Source organism: Bacillota bacterium (genome assembly GCA_013178305.1).
Classification (GTDB): Bacteria; Bacillota; Sulfobacillia; order JABLXB01; family JABLXB01; genus JABLXB01.
In genome coordinates this window covers 193,510-219,705 of the sequence record JABLXB010000002.1, presented here as the reverse complement: position 1 = coordinate 219,705, position 26,196 = coordinate 193,510, and the positions used below count along the sequence as shown (strand labels likewise).

The following is a 26,196-nucleotide window of genomic DNA, read 5'->3' as shown; positions in this document are numbered from 1 at the left end:
ACTTGGCGCGGATACTCGGCATTAGCGGCAGCCCCCGTCGCGCGGGGACGGAACACGCGGTGCGGGTGGCGCTGGAAGCAGCCCAGGAGGCAGCCCGTGACGCGACCGTGGAAACGCGGTTCTTCGGCGTCGCCGGAAAGAAGGTAAACGGCTGCATCCACTGCGACAGGTGTCTCAAGGAAAAACAGGGCCGGTGCCCCGCGTTTGACGATGCGTTTGGCGAATTCGCCGAGGCGTGGCTCTGGGCGGATGCCTACATAATCGGTTCGCCTGTGTACGTGATGGGCGTCACCCCGCAGCTTTACAGTCTGTTCAGCCGGACCAGGGCGCTCAACCCCGTGATTAGCACCGAGCAGTACCTGCGCAAGGTTGGCGGGGCCGTAGCCGTGGGCGGCACGAGGCATGGCGGGCAGGAGACCACGATACAGGCAATTCACAACTTCTACCTGGCGCGAGGCGTAATGCCCGTGGGCGGCCGGCCTCTGTACGGCGGCGCCACGGTCTGGTCGCGCGACCAGGGGGAGGTAGGCGTCCGCGACGACGCCGAGGGAATGGAGATGCTCCGCCTGCTCGGCAGGAGGGTGGCGGCGCAGGCGCTCATGCTGGAATGGTGCGGGAGATGAGCACGACGGTGACGCGTGAGCTGGCGGAGGACGGAGTGGTGCAAACCGGCGCCCAGCGGGGCATACAGGCCACCGTGGAGACAGACGGCAGGGAAGAGTTCCTCGAGAGCATCGGCCGCCGCATCAGGTTCCTGCGCAAGCGGAAGGGCATAACCCTTCGCGACATGGGCGAACGGCTCAACCTGTCGGCGTCCTACCTCAGCCAGATGGAAACGGGCAAGGCGAACGTGAGGATAGACGTTCTCAAACAGATATCCGATATCCTCGGCGTTTCGACCGTGTTCTTCTTCATGGACCAAAAGCGGGGGCCCATAAAGCACATCCGCTGTAACGACGTCGTCCAGACGATGCTCGAGCACAAGGCGCACGTGAGGATGCTGTTCGTCAGCGACAACCTGAAGCTCGAGGCGACGGGGATGACGCTGCCGCCCGGCGCGTCGTCGGGGAAGCCGGTGTCGCACCAGGGTGACGAGTGTTGTTACGTTATCGAGGGCGAAGTGGACTTCGTATACGAAGCCGATGAGAAGTACCGGCTGAAGGCGGGGGACATAATCAACTACCCCGCCGAATCCCCCCATGGGTGGAGCAACCCCACGGATGAGATGGCAAGGGTCCTGGTGGTGTGCACGCCGGCGACGTTCTGAACGCAGGAAAATGTTGACGCCTGGAGAACTTCCAGTTGGCTAGTTTGATGATTGTGAACACTGCGTGGCTAAAGGCAGTGGACGGCGCCACGGCGGGCCTTGAGAAGGCCGCTCACTCGGGCTGCACAACCGGGTCACGCTCTACGTGGCGGGGGTCGTCGGGGACCGATCATTTGAGCGGGGGAGGAGAAAGATTTTGAAGAGCGATCTCAAGGGCAAGCACCTGATCACGTGCCAGGACTGGACGAAGGAAGAAATCGAGACGATAATCGACACCGCGCTGGAACTGAAGCGGATGCGCTCGCTCGGCATACCCCACAAGATCCTCGACGGCAAGAGCATATTCCTCTTGTTCTTCGAGGAGTCCACGCGGACACGCAACTCGTTTGAGGCCGGCATCCACCAGCTCGGCGGGCACGCGATCTACCTGACGCCCAAGGCCACGCAGATCGACCACGGCGAGGGGCCGAAGGACACCGTCGAGGTGCTGGGGAGGTACGGCGAGGGTATCGCGATCCGCAACACCACCTTCGGCGTCGGCAACAGGTACATGAACGCCATCGCGCAATACGCGAAGATCCCCGTCATCAACATGCAGTGTGACCTGTGGCATCCCACTCAGGAGCTCGCCGACCTGATGACGATCATGGAGAAGTTCCGCGGAGACCTGAGGGGCCGCAAGTTCGTCTGCTCCTGGACGTACGCGCCCAAGTACGTGCGTCCGTTGTCGATGCCGCACTCGCTGGTCACCCTCATGCCCCGCTTCGGGATGGACGTCACGCTGGCCATACCCAGGGAGTTCCATCTCCTGCCCGAGGTGATGGCCGCCGCCGAGAACAACGCGAAGGAGGCCGGCGTCAAGTTCGAGGTCGTGAACGACATGACCGAGGCGTTCCGCGACGCCGACATCGTGTACCCCAAGAGCTGGGGGCCGATTGCCTACACTAAGGACGAGAAAGAGGGCATCGCCCTGATAGACAAGTACCCCGGGTGGGTCGTCGACTCGAAGAAGATGAGCGTCACGAAGCCCCGGTCGATATACATGCACTGCATGCCGGCCGACCGCGGCATCGAGGTCACCGAGGAGGTCATGGACGGCCCGCACTCGGTCATCTACGATCAGGCCGAGAACAGGCTGCACATCAACAAGTCGATAATGGCCTGCACGATGTAGCTCCCGCGCGACCGGAAGGCGGTAGAGCAAGCGTCGGCCTGGCGACAGGGGGTGTCCGTGTGGAACCCGTGCTCGTGTACGGCGACTACCTGCTGGCATCGGCGCAAGATGGGATCAGGAATGGCTGGGGCGTGCTCGTCGAGGACGGTAAGGTCGCGTCGGTGGGGCCTGTAGGCGAACTCGAGGCGAAACGGCCGGCCGCCCGGGAGATCGCTGCGCCCGGGGCGCTGGTGGCGCCCGGGTTCGTCAACACCCACATGCACATGTACGGCATACTGTCGCGAGGCATCCCCGTGCACGCCGCCCCCTCGGGGTTCTACTCGTTCCTCGAGGAGTTCTGGTGGCCGTACGTCGAGGACCGCCTCGACCACGAAACCCTGCGCGCGGCGGTGCGCGCCGCCTGCTACGAGATGATCGACTCCGGCGTTACCTGCTTCGCGGACGTGCTGGAGGCGCCCAACGCGCTGCCGGGCTGCCTCGACGTCGAGGCGGAGGAGGTCGAGAACACCGGCCTGCGCGGATTCCTTTCGTTCGAGGCGACCGAGAGGTCGGGGCCGGATAGGGCGGGAATGGGGCTGCAGGAAAATGCCCGGTTCGCTTCATCCAGGTCCGGCGGTTCCGGGGTTCGCGGCATGATGTGCATCCACACGACGTTCACCTGCTCGCGGGCGTTTCTGGCTCGCGCCAGGGACATATCCAGGGAAATCGGCTGCGGGATGCACATCCACATGTCGGAGAGCTCATACGAACCGGAGTGGTGCGAGAGGAAGTACGGCAAGCGCCCTGCGGCGCTGTACGACGAGATGGGCTTCCTGGGTCCGGACCTCGTCGCCTCGCAGTGCGTGAAGGTGAGCCCCGAGGAGATAGCCCTGCTCGCCAACGGCGGAGTCAAGGTATCACACATGCCCCTGTCCAACTGCGAGGTCGGCGGAGGCGTTTCGCCCGTTCCCGACATGCTGGCGGCTGGAGTTAGCGCCGGGTTGGGCACGGACGGCTATGTCAACAACTTCTTCGAGGTAATGCGCGGCGCGTTCTTGATTCACAAGGCGTACAGGGAAGACCCGCGGGTCATGCCCGCGAAGACGGTGTACGACATGGCAACCAGGCTGGGAGGGGTAGTGGTAGCGGGGGCTTCGCGGCGCGCCGAATTGGCGGGCCTCGGAACACTCGCCCCGGGCGCGCCGGCCGACCTGATAACCATCCAGATGGACCTTTCAACCCCGGTGACGGCTGGAAACGTATTCGAACAGGTGGTCCTGCACAGGAACCCGAAGGACGTGCGCGACGTGATGGTGGGTGGCCAGCTCGTGAAGTCCAGCGGGGCCGTGCTCACGCTGGACCGCGAGACAGTGCTCCAGGGTACGAGGCGCGCGGCGTCCAGGTTATGGGGGGTGTAGCTCCGGATAGGTGGTCGGGGGATATGAGAGTAGACACGCTCGTATATGGAGGCGTCGTCGTCAACGCGTGGGGCAGCGCTCCCCAGGACGTCGCCATAAAGGACGGCCGCGTCCATGCCGTAGGCAGCGACCTCAGGCAGCAGGTCGAGGCCGCCACCGAGGTCGACGCGAGGGGGCTCCTGGTGTTACCGGGACTCGTAGACCCGCACACCCACATGAACGACGTGGGCACAGGCGGCGTCCCTACGTCGGACAACTGGGCGTCGGGGTCGGCTTTCGCCGCGTCCGGCGGCGTCACGACGATAATCGACTTCGCCCAGCCGGAGCAGGGGCAGGGCCTTACTGCAGCGTTCGAGGCGAGAATTCGCAGCGCCGGCGGGGCGCCGGACGGGGTGGCGGGCGCGACGGCGGGACCGGCGGTGGGAGTGGATTACTCGCTTCACGTCGTGGTCAATCAGGTCGGCCGGGAGACCGCGAACGAGATCAGGCACCTCGTGGAGTCGGGGGTTTCCTCGTTCAAGGTGTTCACCACCTACGAAGGGCTCGCCCTCGATACGAGATCGCTGTGGCTTGTCATGCTGGCTGCGGCGGAGTCCGGGGCGCTCGTGTGCGCCCACGCGGAAAACGACGAGATAATCCGGCATTATACCGCTGAGTTCCTTGAACAGGGCAAGACAGCGCCATATTACCATGGCATGAGCAGGCCTTCGTTCGCCGAGGTCGAGGCGGTGCAGAGGTTGCTGGTACTGAACCGCGCCGCGGGCGGGAGGCTTTACTTCGTCCATCTCTCGACCGGAGAGTCCCTGGAGGCGGTTGCGGCGGCGAGGCGCGCCGGCGAGACAGTGTGGGCCGAGACGTGCCCGCACTACCTGCTCCTGGACGACTCATACCTCGCGGCACAGGATGGATTCCGCTACGTGATGTCGCCTCCGCTGAGGACGAAGGCGGACTGCGAGCGCCTGTGGCGCGGGCTGGCACTGGGCGAGATATCCTGCGTGGGGTCCGATCATTGTCCGTTCCCCCTCTCTGCATGCGAGGGGCGGCCGTTCAATGAGATACCCAACGGCGTGGGGTCGACCGGACTCATCCTGCAACTCATGTATACCGAAGGGGTCCAGGCGGGGCGCATAAGCCTCGAGAGGCTGGTGGCGGTCACGTCCTGTAACGCATCGAGGATCATGGGGTTGTGGCCGAGGAAGGGCGCCGTCGCGGCCGGCTTCGATGCGGACCTGGTGTTGTTCGACCCGTCGCCGAGGTGTCGGGTGTCCTCAAAGAACCTCCCGGGGGGCGGGGACTACAGCATATACGACGGTAGGCCGGTGCGCGGGCAAGTCGTGATGACGGTTCTCAGGGGCCTGCCGGTCTACCGTAGCAACCCCGGCCGGGAAAACCCGCCCGGGCGGTCCGGCGACCTGGCCCGCGGAGAGTTCATACCCCGAACGTTGCCTGACACCGCTGCGCTCCGATTTCCGTAATTTTTCTGTCCCGCGCTAGCATTGTCGATATACCGCCCGGCTATATGTTCGCGGTTCAAAAGGAGCCCCATCTGACCTGCCCCTTTCGACTACGCCTTCCGGTGAATTCAAATCTCCGCTAATTCCGATTTTAGGAAGGAATGGAAAGCAGCGCTGTAGAATACCGACAAGCCGTAGATGCATCATTGTATAGGGTTGAATCTGGAGGGGGGTCCACTCAGAAGACGCGATCTGACGCTCCGTGACTCAAACTCGGGAGGAGGTTTCGTAACCATGACCAATGTGAAACGGTTCATCGGTGTGTTCCTCTTGGCAGGGCTACTCGTGGGTGTTGCGGGTTGCGGTGGCGGCGCCGGCGGCGGCCAGGTGTCCCAGGATTACAAGATCGGTCTGGCGACCACCACGGTAACGCAGAACGAGGACGAATACCGCGCTGCGGAGGCGGTCAAGGCCAAGTACGGGGACCGCGTTGTCCATGTCACCTATCCCGATAACTTCATGCAGGAGCAGGAAACGACCATCGGCCAGATAGCGGGACTTGCTGACGATCCCAAGGTGAAAGCGATCATCGTCGCGCAGGGTGTGCCGGGAACGGCCGCCGCCATAGACCGCATAAGGCAGAAGCGCAAGGATATCGTCATTACGGTCGTCGAGGCGCACGAGGACCCGAAGATCGTATCGGAAAAGGCGGACCTGGTCTTCCAGGCGGACGACCTTGCGAGGGGCAAGACCATCATCAAGATGGCGAAGCAGCTCGGAGCGAAGAAGTTCATCCACTATTCGTTCCCGAGGCACATGGCGATGGAGCTGCTCGCCAAGCGTCGTGACTTGATGAAGGAAGCGTGCGCGGCGGAAGGCATAGAGTTCGTGTTCGTGACCGCGCCCGATCCGATGGGTCCGGACGGCATTCCCGGCGCGCAGAAGTTCATTCTCGAGAACGTCCCGATGCAGGTCCAGCAGCATGGCAAGGACATCTGCCTGTTCAGCACGAACTGCGGCATGCAGGAGCCGCTCATCAAGGCGACCCTGGCGAGCGGCGGGATCTTCGCCGAGCAATGCTGCCCCAGTCCGACCCACGGTTACCCCGGGGCGCTTGGTATTGACGTGAAGGGCATGGCGGGCAACTTCCCCGCGATCCTGAAGGCCACTGAAGAGAAGATCGTCGAGAAGGGCGGGGCCGGGCGTTTCGCCACGTGGCCTGCCCCGTACAACTACGTGGCCGTCAAGGCGGCAGCAGAGCTGTCTATGGGAGCGATAGAGGGCAAGCTCAAGTTGAGTGACCTCGACGCGGTGAAGAAGGCGCTCGAGAAAGAGTCGGGGGTGAGCATTCAGGTGTCGAGGTACATAGAAGGCCGCAACATGTACCTGGGCATTGAGAATTCGTACATCTTCGGGAAGAAATAAGGTTGTAGCTCGGCTGGCCGGGCGGGGCACCCCGCCCGGCTATATATTCGCGGGCAATGGGGGATGACAAAGTGCCGAGCGGTCCAGTCCTGTCTTTGAGGGGTGTTCAAAAGGAGTTTTACGGAAACAGGGTCCTCAAGGGCATAGACCTCGATGTTCAGGAGGGGGAGATACACGCCCTCGTAGGCGAAAACGGCGCCGGAAAATCCACGCTGATGAACATCGTCTTCGGAATGCCCGTAATCCATGAGACCGGCGGTTTTTCGGGGGAAGTCCGGTTCAATGGGTCCAAAGTGGACTTCAGGAACCCGAGGGACGCCATGCACGCCGGGATCGGTATGGTCCACCAGGAGTTCATGCTTATCCCGGGATTCACCGTAACCGAGAACATCAAGCTCAACCGCGAGACCACCGACCCCAACATCCTGAGCAGGTTTCTTGGCAAGCGGATGGAAACCCTGGACATCCCCTCCATGAGGAGGGACTCGAGGCGCGCTCTAGATAGGCTGGAACTCTCCATAGACGAGTGGTTACCGGTAGCAGGCATGCCCGTGGGGCACATGCAGTTCATCGAAATCGCCCGGGAAATAGACAAAAGCAGGGTCGCTCTCCTCGTGCTCGACGAACCCACCGCTGTCCTTACCGAGGGCGAAGCGTCTAACCTGCTGAGGGCGATGAAAGTAATCTCATCGTCGGGGATCGCCATTCTGTTCATCACCCACAGGCTCGACGAGGTTATCGAGGTTTCCGACACCATCACCGTCCTACGAGACGGCGAGGTGGTCGGCAGAATGCGCGGGAGCGAGGCAAGGGTCGACCAGATCGCGGCGCTCATGGTTGGCAGAAGCCTTGGGCAGATGTCGCGGACCGGAAGCGGGGGCAGGATGGAGGGCGTTCACGTGGCGCTCAGGGTCCGGGACCTTGAGGTGGATATGCCGGGCGAGATGGTGAGAGGGGTCTCTTTCGACGTGTTCAAGGGCGAGGTTTTCGGAATCGGGGGGCTGGCCGGTCACGGCAAACTGGGAGTGGCAAACGGCATCATGGGCCTGCAGCCAGCCCGCGGTGAGGTCGAAAAGGACGGCGTGCGGATTCCGCTCAACCACCCCCTCGGGGCTTTGAGCGCGGGCCTTGCGTTCCTGTCCGAGGACCGCCGGGGTGTCGGACTACTCCTCGATGAGCCGGTGGAAGACAACATTGCGGTGGCCGCAATGCAGACCCAGGGCAGGTTCCTGCGGCGCATGGGGCCTTTGCCGATCGTGATGAGGGACGGGGCCGCGGTGAGGGCCCATGCCTCCAGGATGGTGTCAATGCTCGACATCAGGTGCGCTGATACCAGGCAGAGGGTGCGCCAGCTCAGCGGCGGAAACCAGCAGAAGGTGTGCGTGGCGAAAGCGTTGACGCTCGACCCCCAGGTATTCCTGGTTTCCGAGCCCACGCGGGGGATTGACGTTGGGGCAAAGGAACGCGTCCTCGATGAATTGATCCACCTCAACAAGGAAAAGGGAACAACCATCGTCATGACGTCAAGCGAACTGAACGAGCTGAGGAAGGTTTGCGACCGGATCGCGATAATGCACAACGGTCGCATAAGCGCTATTCTAGAGCCTACGGCCTCCGATACGGCATTCGGGTTGGCGATGGCCGGAAAGGAGCTTCCACATGCTGGCTAGAGCGGCCCTATCCCTCAGGAGCCTTGGGGCGGCGCGCCTCGTGATAGCCGGGTTTCTGTTGCTCATATTCATTCTCGCCGGTATCAAGGGCCTGCCTATCCCCATGTTAATCTCCAATTCTCTCACCAGGGCCGGTATGAACGGGCTACTTGTGCTGGCGATGGTTCCCAGCATTCAAGCGGGCCTTGGCATGAACTTCGGCCTTCCTGTCGGAGTAATCTGCGGGCTTCTCGGGCTGGTGCTCGCGTTCGAGTGGAACCTAATCGGGTTTGCGGGGTTCTTTGTTGCCCTCTTTATAGGGTGTGTCGTGGGTACCGTTGTGGGATATGTATATGGCAACCTGCTCAACCGCGTCAAAGGGCAGGAGATGATGGTTGGCACGTATGCGGGCTTCTCGATAGTCGCGGGGATGTGCATGTTCTGGGTGATGGCGCCGTTTCACAACCCGAAGATGATCTTCGTGGTCGGAGGGCAAGGCCTTCGAGTAACCTTCGCGATAGACGAGAACTTCGGTCACGTCCTCGACAACCTCTTCAGGTTGAAGGCCGGCGGGTTCGAGATCCCTCTGGGTCTTCTCGGGTTCTTCGCCATGGCGTGCCTGCTAATGTGGGTGTTCCTGCGGACACCCCGCGGTATCGCCATGCGTGTCGCCGGCAGTAACCCCGCTTTCGCGGCCGCTTGCGGCATTGACGTGGACAAAGCTCGCTTGATGGGATCGATCCTGTCCACGGTACTGGGCGCCGCGGGAATCGTGGTCTATGCGCAGAGCCTCGGGTTCATCCAGCTTTACACCGCGCCTCTCATGATGGCGTTTCCCGCCGTCGCGTCGGTCCTGATTGGAGGGGCGAGTACTCAGTACGCAACCGTCCTGCACGCTGTGGTGGGCGTGCTCCTTTTCCAGGCATTGCTAACCACATCGCTGCCTGTAGCACAGACTCTCATCCAGGGGGACATGTCCGAGGTGGCGAGGATAATCATCTCCAACGGCATGATCCTGTATGCCCTGACAAGGGGGCGGAACGGGTCATGAGTATCAGGCAAGAAAGGGTCTCACGCACACCGGGAGCGCGTTTCCGGCACGTGTTTACCCGCGAGGGGCTCTCGGAGAACGCCGTGCCGCTCCTGTTCTTCATCCTGTGCACGTTCGGTGTCGCGCTCTGCGGGAAATCACCGCAATTCCTCATCCAGGAGATCATTACCAGGCTTGGAAGGAACACGTTCACGGTGATGTCGCTGACCATCCCGGTGGTCGCCGGGTTGGGTCTGAATTTCGGGATCGTGCTGGGGGCAATGGCCGGGCAGACCGGTCTGTTTATCGTGACGCATCTGAAGGTGCCGGGGATAGCGGGGTTACTCTCCGCGGTCGCAATCTCTATTCCGCTGGCTGTGGCGCTCGGGCTGCTAGCCGCGTCGGTCCTCAACAGGGCGAGGGGGCACGAGATGATCGCGGGCATGATACTCGGCTTCTTCATGAACGGGGTCTACCAGTTCGTGTACCTGTTCCTGTGCGGGACCGTGTTCCCCATAAGGAACCCGGATCTGGTTCTCCCCCAGGGCTTTGGCTTGAGGAATACCGTGGAGCTCAAGTATATGAAGTACGCCCTGGATAACCTGTTGGCGATTGTCCCGGGCGGGATCCTGATACCGGTGGTCACGTTTGCCGTGATAGCGGCCACGGGCTGGGCGATAACGGCCCTTTACCGTACCAAGTTGGGCCAGGACTTCAGAGCGGTTGGACAGAACATGCATATCGCCGAAGTGTCCGGCATCAACGTGGACAGGACCCGCACAATAGCCCTCGTGCTCTCGACGGTGTTGGCCTCGACCGGGCACATTATCTTCCTCCAGAACGTGGGGACGATCAACACATACAACAGTCACGAGCAGGTGGGGATGTTCGCGATCGCCGCTCTCCTGGTAGGCGGCGCGACCGTGGTCAAGGCCACCGTCGGCCAGGCGGTTGTCGGGACACTGCTCTTCCACTTACTCTTTATCGTGTCTCCGTACGCGGGGCAGCGCCTGATGGGGAATCCCCAGGTAGGTGAGTATTTCCGCGTCTTTGTGGCCTACGCCGTGATCGGAGTGGTACTCTTCCTGCACGCCCTGGAACGCGCGAGGCAGGCGTCGGCCGCGGCGCGGCGGTAGGGTCGTCAGTACTCGGGTGACCGGCGCGACCCCACCGTCCGCCCAGCCGGCCCGGGACGCCACAGGGCCGTTCACGCGAATTGACACATCGTGGATGTGGTGGCATTATCATAAGTAAGTCCTCAGATGTCTTTGGCACATATCAGATGAATCGACAGCAGTAGTCCGGCGCTACCGCCGCCGGTGAGCGGGCGCGCCGGGCGAACCGGGACGGTGGTCGTGTGGCGAGGCCGCTATATACCAAGACAGCCGAACAGATGATTTCGCTGCTCACGACCCGCCCGGGCGTGTGCGAAGGAAACATGCTTCCCCCTGAAGACGCGCTCGCGGAAATGCTGGACGTCGGCAGGAGCACGGTCCGAGAAGCGTTGCGGTCCCTCGAGGAGAAGGGGATCATCACCAAACGCCAGGGCGTCGGCAACCTTGTCCACTCGAGCGTACTCAGGGTCAGGTCGGTGGTAGACGCCCGCGTCAGTTTCATGGACATCATCGCGGCCACGGGCCGTTCGCCCTCGGCCTCCCCGCTGATGCCCGCCGGCGAGGAGAATGCCCCCGACGTAGCGTCCATGCTCGGCCTCGAAGCCGGTGTGCCGCTTCCGGTCTTCACCAGGCTCCACTACGGTGATGGGATACCGGCCATTTTCTGCAAGAACTACGTGCCTGCCTGGATGGCGCAACAGGCGCTACCGCAAGCGCTGCAGGGTTCCATATTCGAGTTTCTCCGCCTGGCAGCGGGGTGCGAGCTCAGCCATACCCTCGCGAGGATCGGGGCCGCCTCAACGGAGGAGGGGGTCCGAGCCCTCAACCTCACCGAGGGCACACCCCTCGTGATCTGGGAGGAGACGCATTTCAGCGTTGACGACAGACCACTTGCGGTTACGAAGGCCCTGATGAATCCGGACCTCGTGAGTTTAATATTTCTGAGAAAAGCGTATTGACCTGGGGGAACGGCTCATCGATAACACCGGCGGCACCGGAGTCCGCGATGTGGACGTAGTCATAATCGGAGCAGGGATCGTGGGGAGCGGGGTCGCTTACTACCTGGCCAGAGAGGGGCTCAGCGCCGTCGTGATCGAGGAGCGCTTTCCATGCGCAGGAGCGACCGGTGCCTGCAACGGCGGGCTGAGCTACATCGGCAAAGCGGCGGACCTGATTGAGCAGTCCCGCGCAAGTCTGGAGATGTACCGCGACCTGGAGAGGGATCTCGGGTGTGACGTGGAGCTCGACCAGGGTCGCGGTCTCATTTACGTGGCAGAAGACGAGGCCGGCCTTGACTCGCTCGAGAGGGTTGCAGGCGATTGCGCCGAACATGGTCTTCACGCTGTCATGCTGGACCGTAAAGGGGTTGCGGCGCGGGAGCCGCTCATCGACCACAGCCGCTGCGCGGGTGGCCTCACGGGGTACTCGGGGCTGGAGGGGCTGGTAAACCCGTTCCTGGTCACGCATGGGTTCCTTACGGCGGCCCGCCGGCTTGGGGCCAGGCTCATCACCGGCCTGAGGGCAGACTCGCTCTTGCTCGCGGGAAAGAGGGTCGAAGGGCTATCCGCGGGGGGCGTCGAGATCCGCGCAGGCAACGTCGTCGACTGCGCCGGGATTCATGCGGGACGCGTCGCCGCTCCGCGGGTGTCGTTCCCCATAACCCCGAGGAGGGGCGTGGTAATCGTAACGGAGCCAAGCCCCACGAGCGCCTCGTCGAACATCCTTTCGGCGGGGTATCTTTCGGCCGAGAAGGCCCCGGCCAGCCCCGGCGTCCTCATCGGGCTTGCGATCGAGCAAGCAGCTCCCGGCAACTTCATCATCGGGAGCTCCAGGGAATTCGCAGGCGAGAACCGCGGTTGCCCCCCGCACATCATGGAGGCCGTAGCCAGGAACGCGGTGAGGTACGTGCCGTACCTTAGACACCTCAGCGCAATCAGGGTTTTCGCCGGCCTCAGGCCGTACACGCCTGACGGGATGCCCGTGATCGGGCCGGTCGAGGGCATGGAAGGCTACTTCGTGGCATCGGGGCTCGAGGGGTCAGGGATAACGATGGGACCCTGGGTCAGCCGGCGCATATCGGACATGGTTCTCGGCAAGGACCCCGCGGACGTGAGGCGGTTCTCGCCGTCGAGGTTCCGCGGGCTATCGTCGCCGGTGACGGCAGCCGGAGGAGTACCGTGACAGAGCTGATCATCAAGAACGCAACGGTCGTGACGATGGGCGCGCAGCGCCGGGTTATAGACCCGGCCGACGTGATCGTCCGAGACGGAGTCATTGCGGCGATCGTCCCTGCGCTGGTGGCGCCCGGTGCAGCACAGGGTCTGGCGGACGGCGCTCTTGCCTGTGACGCGCTCACCGCTCCTACCGCCGCAGAGCCGCGCGGCGGGCGCAGGGTCATCGACGCGGGCGGGGACGTGCTATTTCCCGGCCTCATCAACACGCACGCGCACCTGTTCCAGAGCCTCCTCAAGGGGATTGGCAGCGACAGGCGGCTGGAGACCTGGTGGCACGACGTCATCAAACCGGCCGCGGTTAATCTCGAATTGGAGGACGTGAGGTACTCGGCCCTGGCGGGGTGCGTCGAGGCGCTCCTGTGCGGGACGACCACGATAGTTGATTTCATGTACGCCAACAGGCGGCCGGAGTTCTGCGACGCGGTGATGGACGGCATGTCGGAGACGGGCGTGAGGTCGGTGTTCGCGCGTGGGTTCAGGAACACGGGGGCCGACAGGGGGTTCCCGCCGGAGCTCATCGAGGACACCTCGTTCGTGTTCGGCGAGGTTGAACGCCTGAAGTCGCGGGCCGCCGGCATGAACCGCATGGACGTATGGATTGCGCCCACGGCGATATGGGGGCTCACGCAGGACGCGCTCAAGGAGGTCCGCCGTTTCGCGGATTCATCCGGGACCCGCATCACGATGCATACGTTCGAGACGGGGACCGACGACGCCGTGTGCCTCGAGCGGTACGGCACGCGCGCCGTTGACGTCATGGACGGGGCGCGCCTGTTCGGCCCCGATTTCCTTGCCGTCCACTGCGTTAAATGCGACCGCTATACCATCGACATCCTTGCCCGCCGCGGCGCGGGAGTCTCGCATAACCCCGCGTCGAACATGTACCTGGCCTCCGGCGCCGCGCCGGTGCGGGACATGCTGGATTCCGGCGTGACAGTGTGCCTGGGTACGGACGGGGCGGCGAGCAACAACAGCATGAACATGATCGAGACGATGAAACTCGCGACGCTGTTGCAGAGGATCGCCTCGTGCGACTCCGTAGCGCTGACGGCGTGGGACGCGCTGGAAATGGCGACTACCGGGGCGGCGCGCGCCATCGGAATGGCGGAGGTCACCGGCTCGATCGAGGTGGGGAAGAGGGCGGACATGTTCCTGATGAAGAGGTCGGCACCAAGCACGTCACCCGTGCACGACCCGGCGGCGTCGCTCGTGTTTTCCGCCTCGCCCGGCGCGGTGCGGCACGTGTTCGTCGGCGGCGAGCCGGTGGTGTGGGAGGGTCGCGTCACGAAGGTCGACGCGGAGCGAGTGTACCGCCGGTTCGACCGGTTGGCGCTCGACCTGGCCCTGCGGTCGGGACTCGCGCCCGTGGGCGGGACAACCCCCGACCATGCAGCGAAAGGGTGATGCGGTTGTCACCGAAGGCGATTGTACTCCAGGACACCCGCCAGGCGCTGAGGCGCACGGCGCAATCCCTGACAGTGCCCGTGCTGTCCGTCCTGGCGTCGTTCGTGGTCGGGGGGCTGCTCATAGCCTCGATAAGGGTCAACCCGTTCGGCGCTTACTGGTCGTTGTTCCAGGGGGCGTTCGGTGGCGCGTATTCGTTCGGCGACAGCCTGGTCAAGATGACACCCCTCATATTCACGGGGCTATCAGTGGCGTTCGCCAGGCGATGCGGAATGCTCAGCATCGGTGCGGAAGGGCAGCTATACGCGGGGGCGGTGGGAGCCACCATCGTCGCGCTGCAGTTAGGAAATTCCTCGCCCTGGGTCGCCCAGCCGCTGGCCATCATCGCCGGTTTCATAGGCGGCGGCATCATCGGCGCGATCCCCGGCTGGCTCAGGGCGCGCCTCGGCGTCAGCGAGATCATCAACACCATAATGCTCAACTACATCGCGGTGTACAGCACAACGTACCTGCTCAACCACTCACTCCAGGAAGAGGCCGGGATGTTCCCACAGAGCCCCGAGTTCGGACCGGCCATGAGGCTGCCCCTCCTGGTCAAGGGCACAAGGCTTCACCTGGGGTTCATCCTCGCCCTCCTCGCCGCGTACGCGGTCTACGTCATCCTGTGGAAGACCACCCTGGGATACCAGATCAGGGCCGTGGGCCTGAACGCCGAGGCAGCCAGGTACGGCGGGATAGACGTCGGGCGGAACATGGTTGTCGCCATGTTCATCTCGGGCGGCCTGGCCGGCCTCGCGGGCGCGGTCGAGGTGATCGGCGTACACCAGAGACTCATCGAGTATTTCGCCGGCGGGGTCGGGTACAACGGGGTGGCGGTCGCCCTCCTCGGGCAGAGCACACCGCAGGGCGTGGTGGCCTCGGCCTTCCTGTTCGGCGCGTTGCGTACGGGCGCGAACCAGATGCAGCGCAGTCACGGGGTCCCGATAACCATCGTTTACGTCATACAGGGCCTCGTGGTGATGTTCGTCGTGGCGGCCTACAACCTCAAGTACATCACCAGGAGGCTGAACTCGATCCTTCCGAGACCCACCGCGGCGCGGGTTGAAAGGAGGGACGCGGCATGAACCTCGGCCTTCTCCTGACGATGGCGTTCTGGCAGATGCTGTGCCTGGCCACCGTAAGGATGTCGGTCCCGATTCTACTCTCCGCGGTGGGCGGCGTCTACTCGGAGCGGTCGGGGGTCGTGAACCTCGGTCTCGAGGGGACCATGCTCGCCGGGTGCCTCGCGGGTGTACTCGGCTCGCACTATCTCGGCAGCCCCTGGCTCGGGATGATGGCCGCCATCGTTGCGGGGCTGGTCACTGCGCTGGTCTTTGCGTTCGTCACGGTGACTCTTGCGGTCAACCAGGTCCTGGCCGGGACTGCCCTGAACTTCCTGTGCACAGGCCTGACGGGGTTCTTCTTTCGCGCGATTTTCGGGATAACGACGTCCCCGGTGAAGGTCCCCGCGTTCAAGGTAATGCCCGTGCCTCTGTTGAGCGGCATACCGTTCGCCGGTCCCGTGTTCTTCACCCACGTGCCGCTGGTCTACATCGCCTATCTCATCCTGCCCGTGGCGCAGTTCGTGCTGTACCGCACCAGGCTCGGGCTGAAGATAAGGGCCGCTGGCGAGCACCCCCGCGCGCTCGACACGGTTGGTGTGAACGTTTTCGCGGTGAGATACCTGTGCCTTCTTGTGTGCGGCGCGCTGTCCGCCATGGGAGGAGCCGTGCTTTCGCTGGGTGAGCTCAACATGTTCGCCGAGGAGATGACCGCCGGCAGGGGGTTCATGGCGATGGCGGCCGTCGTGCTCGGCAAGTGGACGCCATTCGGGGCGCTGGGTGCCGCCATACTCTTCGGTTTCGCGGAGGCCATCCAGCTCCGCGTGCAGGCGCTCGGGTTCAGGATCCCGCCCGAGTTCCCGCTCATGCTGCCCTACGTCCTGACCATGGTCACCCTGGCGGGGCTCATCGGCCGCGCGAGCGCACCCGCTGCCGGCGGGCGGCCGTACGTCAAGGGTGAGAAATAGGAATTGCACGGCAGGCGGGACTGGTCGCGGGCTGTCGCGGACAGGCCGAGGCTGGGTTCGCGGATGACGCTTTTGGGGTGGGTTCGCTGTTCCTGTTTGTGGAGGGAGGGGTGCCCGGGGCACGGAGGACGATCGGCGTTTGAGGCATCGCGGTACATTATCGAACACAACGGGAGGGGTAATGAATGATGCGGAGGTTTGGTCTTGTTTTGCTCGCCCTGGCACTTGTGGCCGGGCTCCTGGCCGGGTGCGGTGGGGGCTCCAAGCCGGCCGGCGGGACCAAGATGAAGATCGCGCTCGTGCTGCCCGGCTCGATAAACGACGCGGGCTGGAACGCCGCGGCGTACAAGGGTCTCATGAAAATGAAGGACAACGGCACGGCCGACGTCGCGTTCTCGGAGAAGGTCGCGCAGGCGGACATCGAAACGGCCCTGAGGGACTACGCGGCCAAGGGGTACCAGCTCGTGTTCGGGCATGGTTTTGAGTTCGGCGACCCGGTAAAGAAGGTCGCCCCGGATTTCCCGAAGACCTATTTCATCTGCATCAACGGCGGCGTCAACGGCGCCAACTTCGCGTCGATGAGGTTCGCCAACTGGGAAACCGACTACATCCTCGGCGTACTGGCGGCGAAGATGACGAAGAGCAACAAGCTCGGCGCGGTCGGCGCGCACCAGATCTCGTCGATCGTCCGGCCCATCGAGGCCTTCAAGGCCGGGGCCAAGTCAGTCAATCCGAACATCAAGGTCAGCGCCACCTACATCGGTAGCTGGGAGGACGTCAACAAGGCGAAAGAAGCCGCCCTGGCGCTCATCGACAGCGGGTGCGACTTCATCCACGTCAACGCCGACGCGGCCGCGCACGGCGCGTACGAAGCGTGCAAGTCGCGCAACGTACTCTGTATCGGCAACACCAACGACCAGAACCACCTGGCGCCGACGGTCATGATCACGTCGAGCCTCAGGAACGTGGACAGGATGTTCGAACTCGCCGTCGACATGGTGAAGAACAACAAGTTCGAGGGCAAGGTATTCCTTTACGGCCTCAAGGACAACGCGGTCGGCTGGGCGTCGTTCCACGACCTCGACAGCAAGGTTTCGAAAGAGGTCAAGGACCTGATGGAGAAGACCAAGAAAGACATCATCGACGGCAAGATCCAGGTGCCGGTGCTCGATAAGCCGACGCCCGAGTGATAGCGGGCCTGGAGTAGTGGACCGCGGCCGCCTGCCGGGTGGTACCGGATGCTCGCGGCTTGTGCCGGCGATCAACGCGCGGGGGCGGGAGCGACCCCGCCCCCGCGGCTCCCAGGGAGGTCAGGGCGTTGGAATTCCTTGAGATGAGAGGCATAGTCAAGCGTTTCCCAGGCGTCGTGGCGAACAACGGGATTTCGCTGAGCGTGCGCAAGGGCGAGGTGCACGCCCTCCTGGGCGAGAACGGCGCCGGCAAGAGTACGCTTATGAATATCCTCTACGGACTGTACGAGCCGGACGATGGCGAGATATGTATCGACGGTCGCCCCCTGAGGATATCGTCTCCGCGGGACGCCCTCGACGCCGGTATCGGCATGGTCCACCAGGAGTTCATGCTGATCCCCGCCCTCACCGTCGCCGAGAACGTCGTCCTGGGCATGGACGACGGCCGCGGTCCGCTGCTCGACCTGAAGGCCACCGAGGCCGAGGTCACCAGGTTGGCCGCGGAGTATTTGTTCCGGATCGACCCCCGCGCGAGGGTGGCAGACCTGTCCGTCGGCGAGCAGCAAAGGATCGAGATACTCAAGGCGCTCTACCGCGGTGCCAGGATCCTCGTCCTGGACGAGCCAACCGCTGTGCTGACGCCGCAGGAAACGCGGGAGCTGTTCTCCGTCATGAAGACGCTGTCGTCCCAGGGTCACACGATCATATTCATCAGCCACAAGCTCAACGAGGTCATGAACGTGAGTGACCGGGTCACGGTGCTGAGGGATGGGCGGGTCGTGGCTACGGTCAACACTCGTGACACGAACCCCTCTGAACTCGCGAGGCTCATGGTCGGCCGCGAGGTGGGGCTGGACACCTCGGGAGCGAGGACATCCCCGGGCGAGACCGTGTTGAGCGTCTCCAACCTGGTCGTCAACGACCACCGCGGCCTCCGTGCGGTGAAGGGGGTTTCCCTCGAAGTAAGGGCCGGCGAGGTCCTGGGTATCGCCGGAGTCGACGGCAACGGTCAGATGGAACTGATCGAGGCCATCACGGGGCTCAGAAAGGCTCAATCCGGCAGCGTGGCCGTGCTCGGTCGCGATTGTACCGGGCTGCCCCCCAGGCCGCTGGCAGAGACGGGTATGGCGCACATCCCTGGGAACAGGCAGAGGACGGGCCTGATACTCGAGATGAGCGTCGCGGAGAACGCCATACTGCAGACGTACTACCGCCCGCCCATCTCGCGAGGCATCATGCTGAACGAGGGCGAGGTGCGCAGGTTCTCGGACAGCCTCATCAGCCAGTACGACATCAGGACTCCCAACCAGGACGTCAAGGTGAAGCTCCTCTCCGGCGGGAACCAGCAGAAGGTGATACTGGCCAGGGAGCTGTCGCGCCAGCCGAGACTGCTCGTCGCCATGCATCCCACCCGCGGTCTCGACGTCGGGGCCACCGAGTACGTACACTCGCGGATCCTGGCCGAACGCGAACGGGGTTGCGCGGTATTGCTCGTTTCCGTCGAACTCGAGGAGATCCTCGCCCTGTCGGACAGGATAGCGGTCATGTACGAGGGCGAGATCGCCGGGATACTTGACGGGAGGAACGCCGACATAGAGGAGATGGGGCTGCTGATGGCGGGGTCAACGAGACGTTCGGCGTCTTGCTCAGCCGCCGGCCACGGGGGGTAGGAGCCACACCTCGTCGCCATCCGCCAGCGGGGCGCGCTCCGGTGGCGAGTCGAGGTGCTTGCGGTTAATTGATACCAGCATGTAGCCGTCCCTCACGAGCGCCGTGGCGCTCGCGCCGGTTCCCTTTCCCTGTCCCTGGACGAGAGCCGGATGTCTCCGTCCGACTTCCTCCAGGAGGTCTCCGACGGTGGAGCCTTCCCTCAGTTCGAGGGCGATATCCGCGAGGCCCGCGACTACCATGGTGTAGCCGAAGAACCTGACCGTGATCTTCAAGGCGTTCACCCCTTGTTACACCGTCCGGTATTCGCCACCCGGCGCCGCGCCACCTTCACCGCGCGGCACGCCCGGCGTCTAGCCAGGCGGATGCGGCAAGGCGGTGCGTTTGCGGTCAATTTTCATTTTCAGACGGCTTCCGGAAAGGCGGGTGCCGGAGTGAGAGAGTCTTTCAGGGTTGGGGTCTTCTCCGACGTTCACGGAAACGCGGTCGCGCTGGAGGCCGTCCTCGCCGACGGCAGGGCCAGGGGGGTCGACCTGTGGCTGTGCGCCGGCGACCTCGTGAACTACGGTCCGCGGCCGGTCGAGGCGGTCGGCCTCGTCCGCGACGTCACCGCCGCGTGCGTGGCGGGGAACCGCGATCTGGAATGCGTCGCCGGGGACGAGTCGCGCGTCGTCATTCCCGTAGGACGCGACGAGGCTGTCGAGATGGCAGCGTTCAGGTGGACGCGTGAGAGGATGGACCGCGGGTCCCTTGAGCAACTGGCCGCGCTGCCTCTCACGATGTCGCTTCCGTTTGCGGCGGATGACGGCGGCGCCCTGGCGCAGGGCCGGCCGGCGCCCGAGACCACCCGGTGCATCGGGCTTTTTCACGGCAGCCCGTGGTCGCCTTACCACTATCTCAGGTCCGGCGACATCGACTCCGCGGCGGCCCGTGTCTCCGCCTGCCTCGACGCCGCAGTCTACTGCTTCGGCCACACCCACGTCCCGTACGTGCTCAGCACGGAAGGGCGGCTTTACGTCAATGCCGGAAGCTGCGGCAAGCCCAAGGACGGCGACCCCCGGGCATGCTACGCGATCATCGAGATCTGGGCTGCGGCCTGCGCCGGCGGTGACCCATGTACGCGGGTTCGCGCGGAGATAATCCGCGTGGCCTACGACACGGACGCGGTGGCTGAGGAGATTACCCGGTTCGGGCTGCCTGCCACCCTGGCGGCGGCGATCCTCGCGGGCCGCGAGGCGTGACCATCCCCGGACCGGCCCTGCCACACGAAAACCACTCATCGATCGCAGAAAACCTTACAATTCCCCTTGACACCCCCCGGCTCTCGTTGTATACGTGTATACAGGTGGGCATGGATACGGTCGCAGGCGGCCGGAAGGGGGTTGACCCGTGAGCCGCGCAAAGGGAGTCAACAGGAATCAGGCGCTGTCGCCGGGGGCTTTCGTCAGGGGGATTGAGGCTGACGCAGGGGACGAGGACGACGAGTCGGTCATGAAGGAGTTCATCCTGGACTACATGTTGGCATCGCTGCCGTTCGAATACTGAGCCGGCGCCTCGGGCGCCTTGACGCGGTGTTGCGCTATGACGATTCACAGGCTGCGGGAATCTTGTAAAGACTGCGCGTTTCACCTAGAATGGGTATGGACGCCGGACTACAGGAGTGCAGCCATGAAGCGTTCTTCCCTTACCGAGGGCGATTACGAGTCACCATCCCTGCGAACGCGCATATTCGAATCGATCCGCGAAAACATCGTCAATGGGGCGTACCGCTCGGGCGAGAGCCTGATCGAGAGTAAGCTGGCGGAGGAATTCGGGGTCAGCCGCACACCGGTCAGGGAGGCAATCCGGCAGCTCGAACTCGAGGGACTCGTACGCTCGGTCCCAAACCGCGGCGTCGTAGTCGAGGGGATCACCACCCAGGAGGTCTACGAGATATATGCCATCCGCGGGCTTATCGAGGGCCTGGCGGCAAGGTGGGCCGCTGAACGGGCAACGCCCGAGGAGATCGGCAGGATGGACGAGGCCATCGCCCTCATGGAATTCTACACACTCCGCAGCAACGTCGACCAGGTCACCCGCCTCGACACCGGATTTCACACGCTGATGATCGAGGCCAGCAAGAGCAGGCCGCTGAAGAACGCGCTGGGCGGCCTCAACCACTACATCCAGAGGGCGCGGGTGGCCTCCCTCAGGGTGCCCGGGAGACTGGGCCAGTCGTTGGAGGAGCACAGGGCTATCTTCCAGGCGATCAAGGACAGGCAGCCGGAGCTTGCGGAGAGACTCCTGAACGAGCACATAGGCAAGGCAAGCGAGAACCTGCTCAACCACCTCAAGACGGGGGAAGAGGGTCTCAACGCCGGCCCGGGCAAGTCCGCGGGACCGGCTGATGGGGGCGGCGACCGCCAGGGCGACAGCTAGGACGAAGCGCGGGACTTCTCGAACAGGTTGATACCGTACGGCACAGGCAGCGCGGATTCAATGGAGGCGGCGAGTTTATCGCACGCCTTTGTTATTTCACCGTCCACCGGTGAGTATCTGTCCCGGTTGAACGAGCGCGAGATCTCAGTGGTGGAGACCCGCCCGGGCAGGGGCGCTCTGGAGCCGCGTCGAACACCGGGACATGGCGTCGCCAGCGGTGCACGCCGCGGGGGTACGAATTCGTGAGGATACTGCACACTTCCGACTGGCACCTCGGGAGGACACTCGAAGGAAAGTCCCGCCTGCCCGAACAGGCGCAATTCATAGAGGAGATATGCGACATCGCCCGGCGTGAGCGCGCCGACATCGTGCTCCTCGCCGGCGACGTGTACGATTCATACAACCCCCCCGCCGAGGCGGAGGAGATGTTCTTCGACGCGCTCGAGCGACTCGCGGACGGGGGCGAGCGCGCCGTTGTGGTAATCGCGGGTAACCACGACAGCCCGGACCGGTTACACGCCGCGAACCCGCTCGCGTCGAGGCACGGGATATCTCTCCTGGGTTACCCGCTTGAACTGCTCGCGACCGGCGGCTCCGGCGGGAGGGCTTCAAGGGTGTCGACGGGCCCGGGCTGGATCGAGGTGGGGTTGCGCGGTCTCGGAGAAACGGCGGTGGTGTACGCCATCCCGTACCCGTCGGAGTCGAGGTTGAACGAGGTGCTCAGCGAGGCCCTCGGGGAGGCGGCTGAAAGGGAGGCGTACTCGGGGCGCGTCGCCCGGCTGTTCGCGGATGCCTGTTCGGCGTTCCGCGCGGACGCCGTGAACCTCCTCGTCGCGCACCTGTTCGTGAGCGGTGGGTGGGAATCCGATTCGGAGCGGCAGATCCAGCTCGGCGGGGCGATGGCCGTGAATCCGGTCGCGCTGCCGGCGGCGCACTACGTGGCGCTGGGCCACCTGCACCGCCCGCAGGCCGTCAACCTGCCGGGTGCGCCGTGCATGTACTCGGGCTCGCCGCTGGCCTACAGTTTCTCCGAGGCCGACCGGCAGAAAGAGGTCGTCATCGTCGACGCCGGGCCGCGCAGGCAGGCGTCGGTTACCCCCGTACCACTGTCGTGCGGGAAGCCACTCAAGCGGTGGCGCGCGGGCAACCTGGCGGAGGTCCAGGCGTGGTGCTCCGACCCGCGCAACCTGGAGTCCTGGGTTGACCTCGAGGTTGAGTCACTGCAGCCGCTGAGCGCGTCCCAGGTCTCAGAACTCCGGCGGGTCCACCCGGGGATCGTGAACGTGAGGGTGATACTCCCGGAGACGGCCGTCCGTGACGAGGGCCAGCGCCTGTCCGAGCTCACGCTTGCGGAGCAGTTCGACCGCTTCGTGACGCGCGAGCGGGGCGCCGCCCCCGAACGGGAGCTCCTGGATCTTTTCCTCGAGCTTGCCAGTGACGACGGCGCGGCAGGCGAGGCGCCGGGGGGTGAGGCGCCGTGAAACCTGTGAGACTGGAATTCCGCGGGCTGCATAGCTACCGCGAGCCGCAGGTGGTGGATTTCGAAAGTCTGGGCGCGGCGGGGCTGTTCGGGGTGTTCGGGCCGACAGGCAGTGGCAAGTCAACAATACTGGACGCTATCACGCTCGCGCTATTCGGCCACGTGGAGAGGGCCGAGCGCGGGACGCGCGGCATCATCAACCAGTTGGAGTCGTCGCTGCAGGTCTCTTTCGAGTTCGAGCTGGGCGGTGAACGGTACCTCGTCGAACGCCGGTACGACAGGGAACCCGGTGATCCCGAGTCGGCCAGGGTGAGGTCGGCGCGGCTCAGGAGGCTGCCGGGCCGCGAAGCCGGCGCCGGTGCAAGGGGCGGAGGGAGAGCGGAGGACCAGATCGTCATCGCTTCGGGCCCGAGAGAGACGTCGGCGGCCGTGATCGCGCTCCTCGGGCTCCGGCGTGACGAGTTCTCGCGGGCGGTGGTGCTTCCCCAGGGAAAGTTCGACGAGTTCCTGAAGCTCACCGGTGGTGAGCGCGCCAGGATGCTCGAGCACATATTCAACCTGGAACGGTTCGGCGACGCGCTGGCGACCAGGGCCAGGGACCTGTTCAACCGCTGTGAAATGCGGGTGCGGGAAATCGAGGGTGAGCAGAGAGGCCTGGGGGACTGTTCGGGGGCCGCGGTGGCGGAGGCCGAGGAAGCGGTCCGTGAGCATTCCGCTATGCTGGACGACCTGGAGGGCAGGCACAGGGAGGTTGAAACGCGGCACAGGGATGCCTCCGGGTTGAGGGCCCTCTATGTGGAGAAGTACGCCGCCGAGGCCAGGATGCGCGAGCTCGACGCTCGTTCGGCGGAGTTCGCTTTGTTAAGAGAGACGCTTGCGGCGGCAGTCAGGGCCGCGCCAATTCGGCCCCTGATCGAGCAGGACCGCCGGATATCCGACCAGATCCGCGAGGATGGCCGCGCCCTGCAGGACGAGACTGCACGTGTCGACGCCGCCAGGGCCGCCGCGGAAAAGGCGGCCGGCCAGCGCGCCGAGGCCGAGAAACGCCTGGAGGACGGCGTCCCGGAGCTGTCGCGGCGGCAGGCCGTGGTCCTGGAGGCGGTGCGCAAGGATTCACGCGTTAGAGGCCTGGTCGAGGAGCGGTCCAGGCTGGCCGCCCGGGTAAAGGCGCAGTCGGAGCACGCCGCGCGGCTCCGCGCGGACGCCGCGAATCTCGCTGCGGCGGCGCAGTCCGCAGCCAGCGAATACGCCGCCTTGCTGGCCGAACAGGAGCGGCTCTCCATAGATCCCAACGAAAGGCGACTGGTCGACCTGGCCTGCCGCGCGCTCGATGCGCTCGAGCAGCAGGAGGGCCTCCTGCGTGAGGCCGCGACCGAGGCAGAAGCCAGGGAGCGGGAGATCGCGGGGGCGTGGGCGGGTGTGGTGGCGCTCACCGGCGAGATGGCCCCCGGACGACCGGTGGAATCGGCCTCCGGCGTGAGGGCCGTCGCCGCCGAACAGGTTGACCTGGTGGAACGGCGTCTCCGGGAAGCCCGCGCGGCCCTGGATGACGCCAGGGTCCGCGCACAGGCGCCTCTAATGGCGGCGGGGCTCGTCGACGGGCAGCCGTGCCCCGTGTGCGGTTCGACAGAGCATCCGGCGCCCGCGCGCCCGGTGGAGGGCGGGGTGGCGGGCGGCCTCGACGCTTTTACCAGCGCCGTGCGTGAATGCGAGCGGCGCAGGGAGGCCGTGGGAGACTGGCGGGACAGGGTTCTCTCGGCCCTGGCCCGGTGGGAAAACGGCGCCCGCGAGAGGGACCGGTGCCGGATGTTGCTGGAGCAGCGTCGCCAGGCCGTGAGTCGCGCCGCGGCCGCGTTCGACGGAGTACGGGGAGGGCGCGACCGTGCGGCCGTCAGGGCGCGGCAACGCGAGATGGCGACGCTCGACAAAGCCCTGTTTGCGCTACAGGACAGGATCAGGAATGCCCACGACAGGCGAGCCGGCGCTGAATCCCGCAGGCAGGGGCTGGACTCGGAGTTGAGGACGCTGGAGACGGCGGTGGCTACGGGAGAGAAGCAGATCGAGGGGATAGACGACCAGGTGCAGGCCTTGCGGGCCGAGGTCGATGCGGTGACAGGCGGGCGGGAGCCCACGGTCGTGGCGCGTGAGATCGAAGGGGAATTGGAGGCTCTAAGGCGGACCGCCGCCCAGACCCGCACGCTCCATGAGGACGTGCGCAGCCGGGTGGAGAGATTTGAGACGTCGGTAGTGGCGCTGAGGGCCCGCCTGGAGGCCAACAGTCAGTCCCTCGACCGCGTCCGCGCCGCCCTTCTCGACGCCCTGGAAAAGGCGGGTTTCACCGGAGTGGACCAGGCGGAAGCCGCGATGCTGGCGGAGTCCGAGCAGGACGAACTCGAGCGACACATGAAGGAATACGACGACCAGCGCAGGGTGATCGGGGTGAACTTGAGCCGGCTCGAGAAAGCCATTGCCGGCAGGGCGTTCGACGAGGCGGGGTTCTCAGCGCTCGAGGACACCCTGAACGCACTGGCGGGATCGCTCTCCAGGGCGAGGGAGGACCTCGCCGTGGCCAGGGACCGGCTTGCCTCACTCAACGAGAAGCACTCCGCCTGGCAGCGACTCGAGGAGGAGGCCACCCGGTTCAGGCGCCGGATGGACCTCGCGGGCACGCTCGCGAGACTCCTGCAGGGACGCAAATTCGTGCAGTTCATCGCGGAGGAGCACCTCAGGGACATGGCGGCCGAGGCGTCCCAGCGGCTCGGCAGGCTGACGGCTCAGCGTTACGCCCTTGAATTGTCCGATGGCTGTGGATTCACCATAAGAGACGACTTCAACGGCGGGCTCCGGCGCCCGGTCTCGACCCTTTCCGGCGGGGAGACGTTCCTCATCTCACTGGCGCTGGCGCTGGCGCTGTCGTCCAAGATACAGCTCCGTGGCAGGTACTCGCTCGGATTCTTCTTCCTCGACGAGGGTTTCGGGACGCTGGACGAGGAGAAACTGGAGCTGGTGGTGTCGGCGCTCGAGAATCTTCACGACAGGGACCGGATGGTCGGTGTCATCAGTCACGTCAGGGAGCTCAGGGACCGGCTGCCGCGCTATCTCGAAGTGGTTCCCGCCACCGGAGACGGCGGAGGCAGCCAGGTCCGGATGCGACAGAATTGAAACGGGCCAGGGCCTTGCACCTGGAGCCCGCGGCCCGGCTCAACGCGGTGTCCCTCAAATC

22 protein-coding genes are annotated in these 26,196 nt (G+C 64.6%); 21 read left to right on the top strand and 1 reads right to left on the bottom strand.

Features of this window, described 5'->3' with window-relative positions; translation table 11 throughout:
* Positions 1–2: 2 nt before the first annotated feature.
* The 16 genes from HPY55_06390 (at position 3) to HPY55_06315 (ending at position 19,077) form a co-directional block, all read left to right on the top strand.
* Positions 3–623 carry a flavodoxin family protein gene (locus tag HPY55_06390; protein NPV70259.1) on the top strand — a complete coding sequence of 207 codons (621 nt, stop codon included), beginning with the start codon at positions 3–5 and terminating at the stop codon, positions 621–623.
* A complete protein-coding gene (locus HPY55_06385; protein NPV70258.1) occupies positions 620–1,267 on the top strand; it encodes a cupin domain-containing protein in 648 nt (215 codons plus the stop codon). Before HPY55_06390 ends, HPY55_06385 begins: the two co-directional genes overlap by 4 nt.
* 196 nt (positions 1,268–1,463) lie before the next feature.
* Positions 1,464–2,441 (top strand): ornithine carbamoyltransferase, encoded by a 978-nt coding sequence (locus HPY55_06380; protein NPV70257.1) that lies wholly within the window; start codon positions 1,464–1,466, stop codon positions 2,439–2,441.
* Positions 2,442–2,500: 59 nt separating this feature from the next.
* The gene (locus tag HPY55_06375) at positions 2,501–3,838 is read left to right on the top strand and encodes an amidohydrolase family protein (GenBank protein NPV70256.1); all 1,338 of its coding nucleotides are present in this window, start codon (positions 2,501–2,503) and stop codon (positions 3,836–3,838) included.
* A gap of 23 nt (positions 3,839–3,861) precedes the next feature.
* Positions 3,862–5,313, top strand: a complete 1,452-nt coding sequence (hydA, locus tag HPY55_06370; GenBank protein ID NPV70255.1) for a dihydropyrimidinase — start codon at positions 3,862–3,864, stop codon at positions 5,311–5,313.
* A 273-nt stretch (positions 5,314–5,586) separates the two neighbouring features.
* The gene (locus HPY55_06365; protein NPV70254.1) at positions 5,587–6,717 is read left to right on the top strand and encodes a DUF3798 domain-containing protein; all 1,131 of its coding nucleotides are present in this window, start codon (positions 5,587–5,589) and stop codon (positions 6,715–6,717) included.
* A 56-nt stretch (positions 6,718–6,773) separates the two neighbouring features.
* Positions 6,774–8,387, top strand: a complete 1,614-nt coding sequence (locus HPY55_06360) for a sugar ABC transporter ATP-binding protein (protein ID NPV70253.1) — start codon at positions 6,774–6,776, stop codon at positions 8,385–8,387.
* Complete coding sequence (locus HPY55_06355) at positions 8,377–9,417, top strand: ABC transporter permease (GenBank protein ID NPV70252.1); 1,041 nt, start codon at positions 8,377–8,379, stop codon at positions 9,415–9,417. Before HPY55_06360 ends, HPY55_06355 begins: the two co-directional genes overlap by 11 nt.
* Positions 9,414–10,532: an ABC transporter permease gene (locus HPY55_06350; protein ID NPV70251.1), complete on the top strand. Its 1,119-nt coding sequence runs from the start codon at positions 9,414–9,416 to the stop codon at positions 10,530–10,532. Before HPY55_06355 ends, HPY55_06350 begins: the two co-directional genes overlap by 4 nt.
* Positions 10,533–10,753: 221 nt before the next feature.
* On the top strand, positions 10,754–11,470 hold the full coding sequence (locus HPY55_06345) for a GntR family transcriptional regulator (GenBank protein ID NPV70250.1): 717 nt from the start codon (positions 10,754–10,756) through the stop codon (positions 11,468–11,470).
* A 49-nt stretch (positions 11,471–11,519) separates the two neighbouring features.
* Entirely contained in the window at positions 11,520–12,692 is a 1,173-nt protein-coding gene (locus HPY55_06340; GenBank protein ID NPV70249.1) for an FAD-binding oxidoreductase, read from the top strand.
* Positions 12,689–14,149 carry an amidohydrolase gene (locus tag HPY55_06335; protein NPV70248.1) on the top strand — a complete coding sequence of 487 codons (1,461 nt, stop codon included), beginning with the start codon at positions 12,689–12,691 and terminating at the stop codon, positions 14,147–14,149. The genes HPY55_06340 and HPY55_06335 overlap by 4 nt, the downstream gene beginning before the upstream one ends.
* 5 nt (positions 14,150–14,154) lie before the next feature.
* Positions 14,155–15,273: an ABC transporter permease gene (locus HPY55_06330; GenBank protein ID NPV70247.1), complete on the top strand. Its 1,119-nt coding sequence runs from the start codon at positions 14,155–14,157 to the stop codon at positions 15,271–15,273.
* Complete coding sequence (locus HPY55_06325; protein ID NPV70246.1) at positions 15,270–16,217, top strand: ABC transporter permease; 948 nt, start codon at positions 15,270–15,272, stop codon at positions 16,215–16,217. Before HPY55_06330 ends, HPY55_06325 begins: the two co-directional genes overlap by 4 nt.
* 185 nt (positions 16,218–16,402) lie before the next feature.
* Complete coding sequence (locus tag HPY55_06320; protein NPV70245.1) at positions 16,403–17,407, top strand: BMP family protein; 1,005 nt, start codon at positions 16,403–16,405, stop codon at positions 17,405–17,407.
* 143 nt (positions 17,408–17,550) lie between these two features.
* Positions 17,551–19,077: an ABC transporter ATP-binding protein gene (locus HPY55_06315; GenBank protein NPV70244.1), complete on the top strand. Its 1,527-nt coding sequence runs from the start codon at positions 17,551–17,553 to the stop codon at positions 19,075–19,077.
* Here the strand turns inward: HPY55_06315 and HPY55_06310 are convergent.
* Positions 19,054–19,350, bottom strand: a complete 297-nt coding sequence (locus HPY55_06310) for a MoaD/ThiS family protein (protein ID NPV70243.1) — start codon at positions 19,348–19,350, stop codon at positions 19,054–19,056. The two genes, HPY55_06315 and HPY55_06310, sit on opposite strands and share 24 nt — an antisense overlap.
* A 159-nt stretch (positions 19,351–19,509) precedes the next feature.
* Between HPY55_06310 and HPY55_06305 the strand changes: the two genes are divergently transcribed.
* The 5 genes from HPY55_06305 (at position 19,510) to HPY55_06285 (ending at position 26,135) form a co-directional block, all read left to right on the top strand.
* A complete protein-coding gene (locus HPY55_06305) occupies positions 19,510–20,316 on the top strand; it encodes a metallophosphoesterase family protein (GenBank protein ID NPV70242.1) in 807 nt (268 codons plus the stop codon).
* 148 nt (positions 20,317–20,464) lie between these two features.
* Positions 20,465–20,620 carry a hypothetical protein gene (locus HPY55_06300; protein ID NPV70241.1) on the top strand — a complete coding sequence of 52 codons (156 nt, stop codon included), beginning with the start codon at positions 20,465–20,467 and terminating at the stop codon, positions 20,618–20,620.
* A 123-nt stretch (positions 20,621–20,743) separates the two neighbouring features.
* Positions 20,744–21,493, top strand: a complete 750-nt coding sequence (locus HPY55_06295; protein ID NPV70240.1) for a GntR family transcriptional regulator — start codon at positions 20,744–20,746, stop codon at positions 21,491–21,493.
* A 242-nt stretch (positions 21,494–21,735) separates the two neighbouring features.
* Positions 21,736–22,974, top strand: a complete 1,239-nt coding sequence (locus tag HPY55_06290; protein NPV70239.1) for an exonuclease SbcCD subunit D — start codon at positions 21,736–21,738, stop codon at positions 22,972–22,974.
* Complete coding sequence (locus HPY55_06285; GenBank protein ID NPV70238.1) at positions 22,971–26,135, top strand: SMC family ATPase; 3,165 nt, start codon at positions 22,971–22,973, stop codon at positions 26,133–26,135. The genes HPY55_06290 and HPY55_06285 overlap by 4 nt, the downstream gene beginning before the upstream one ends.
* The last annotated feature ends 61 nt before the right edge of the window (positions 26,136–26,196 follow it).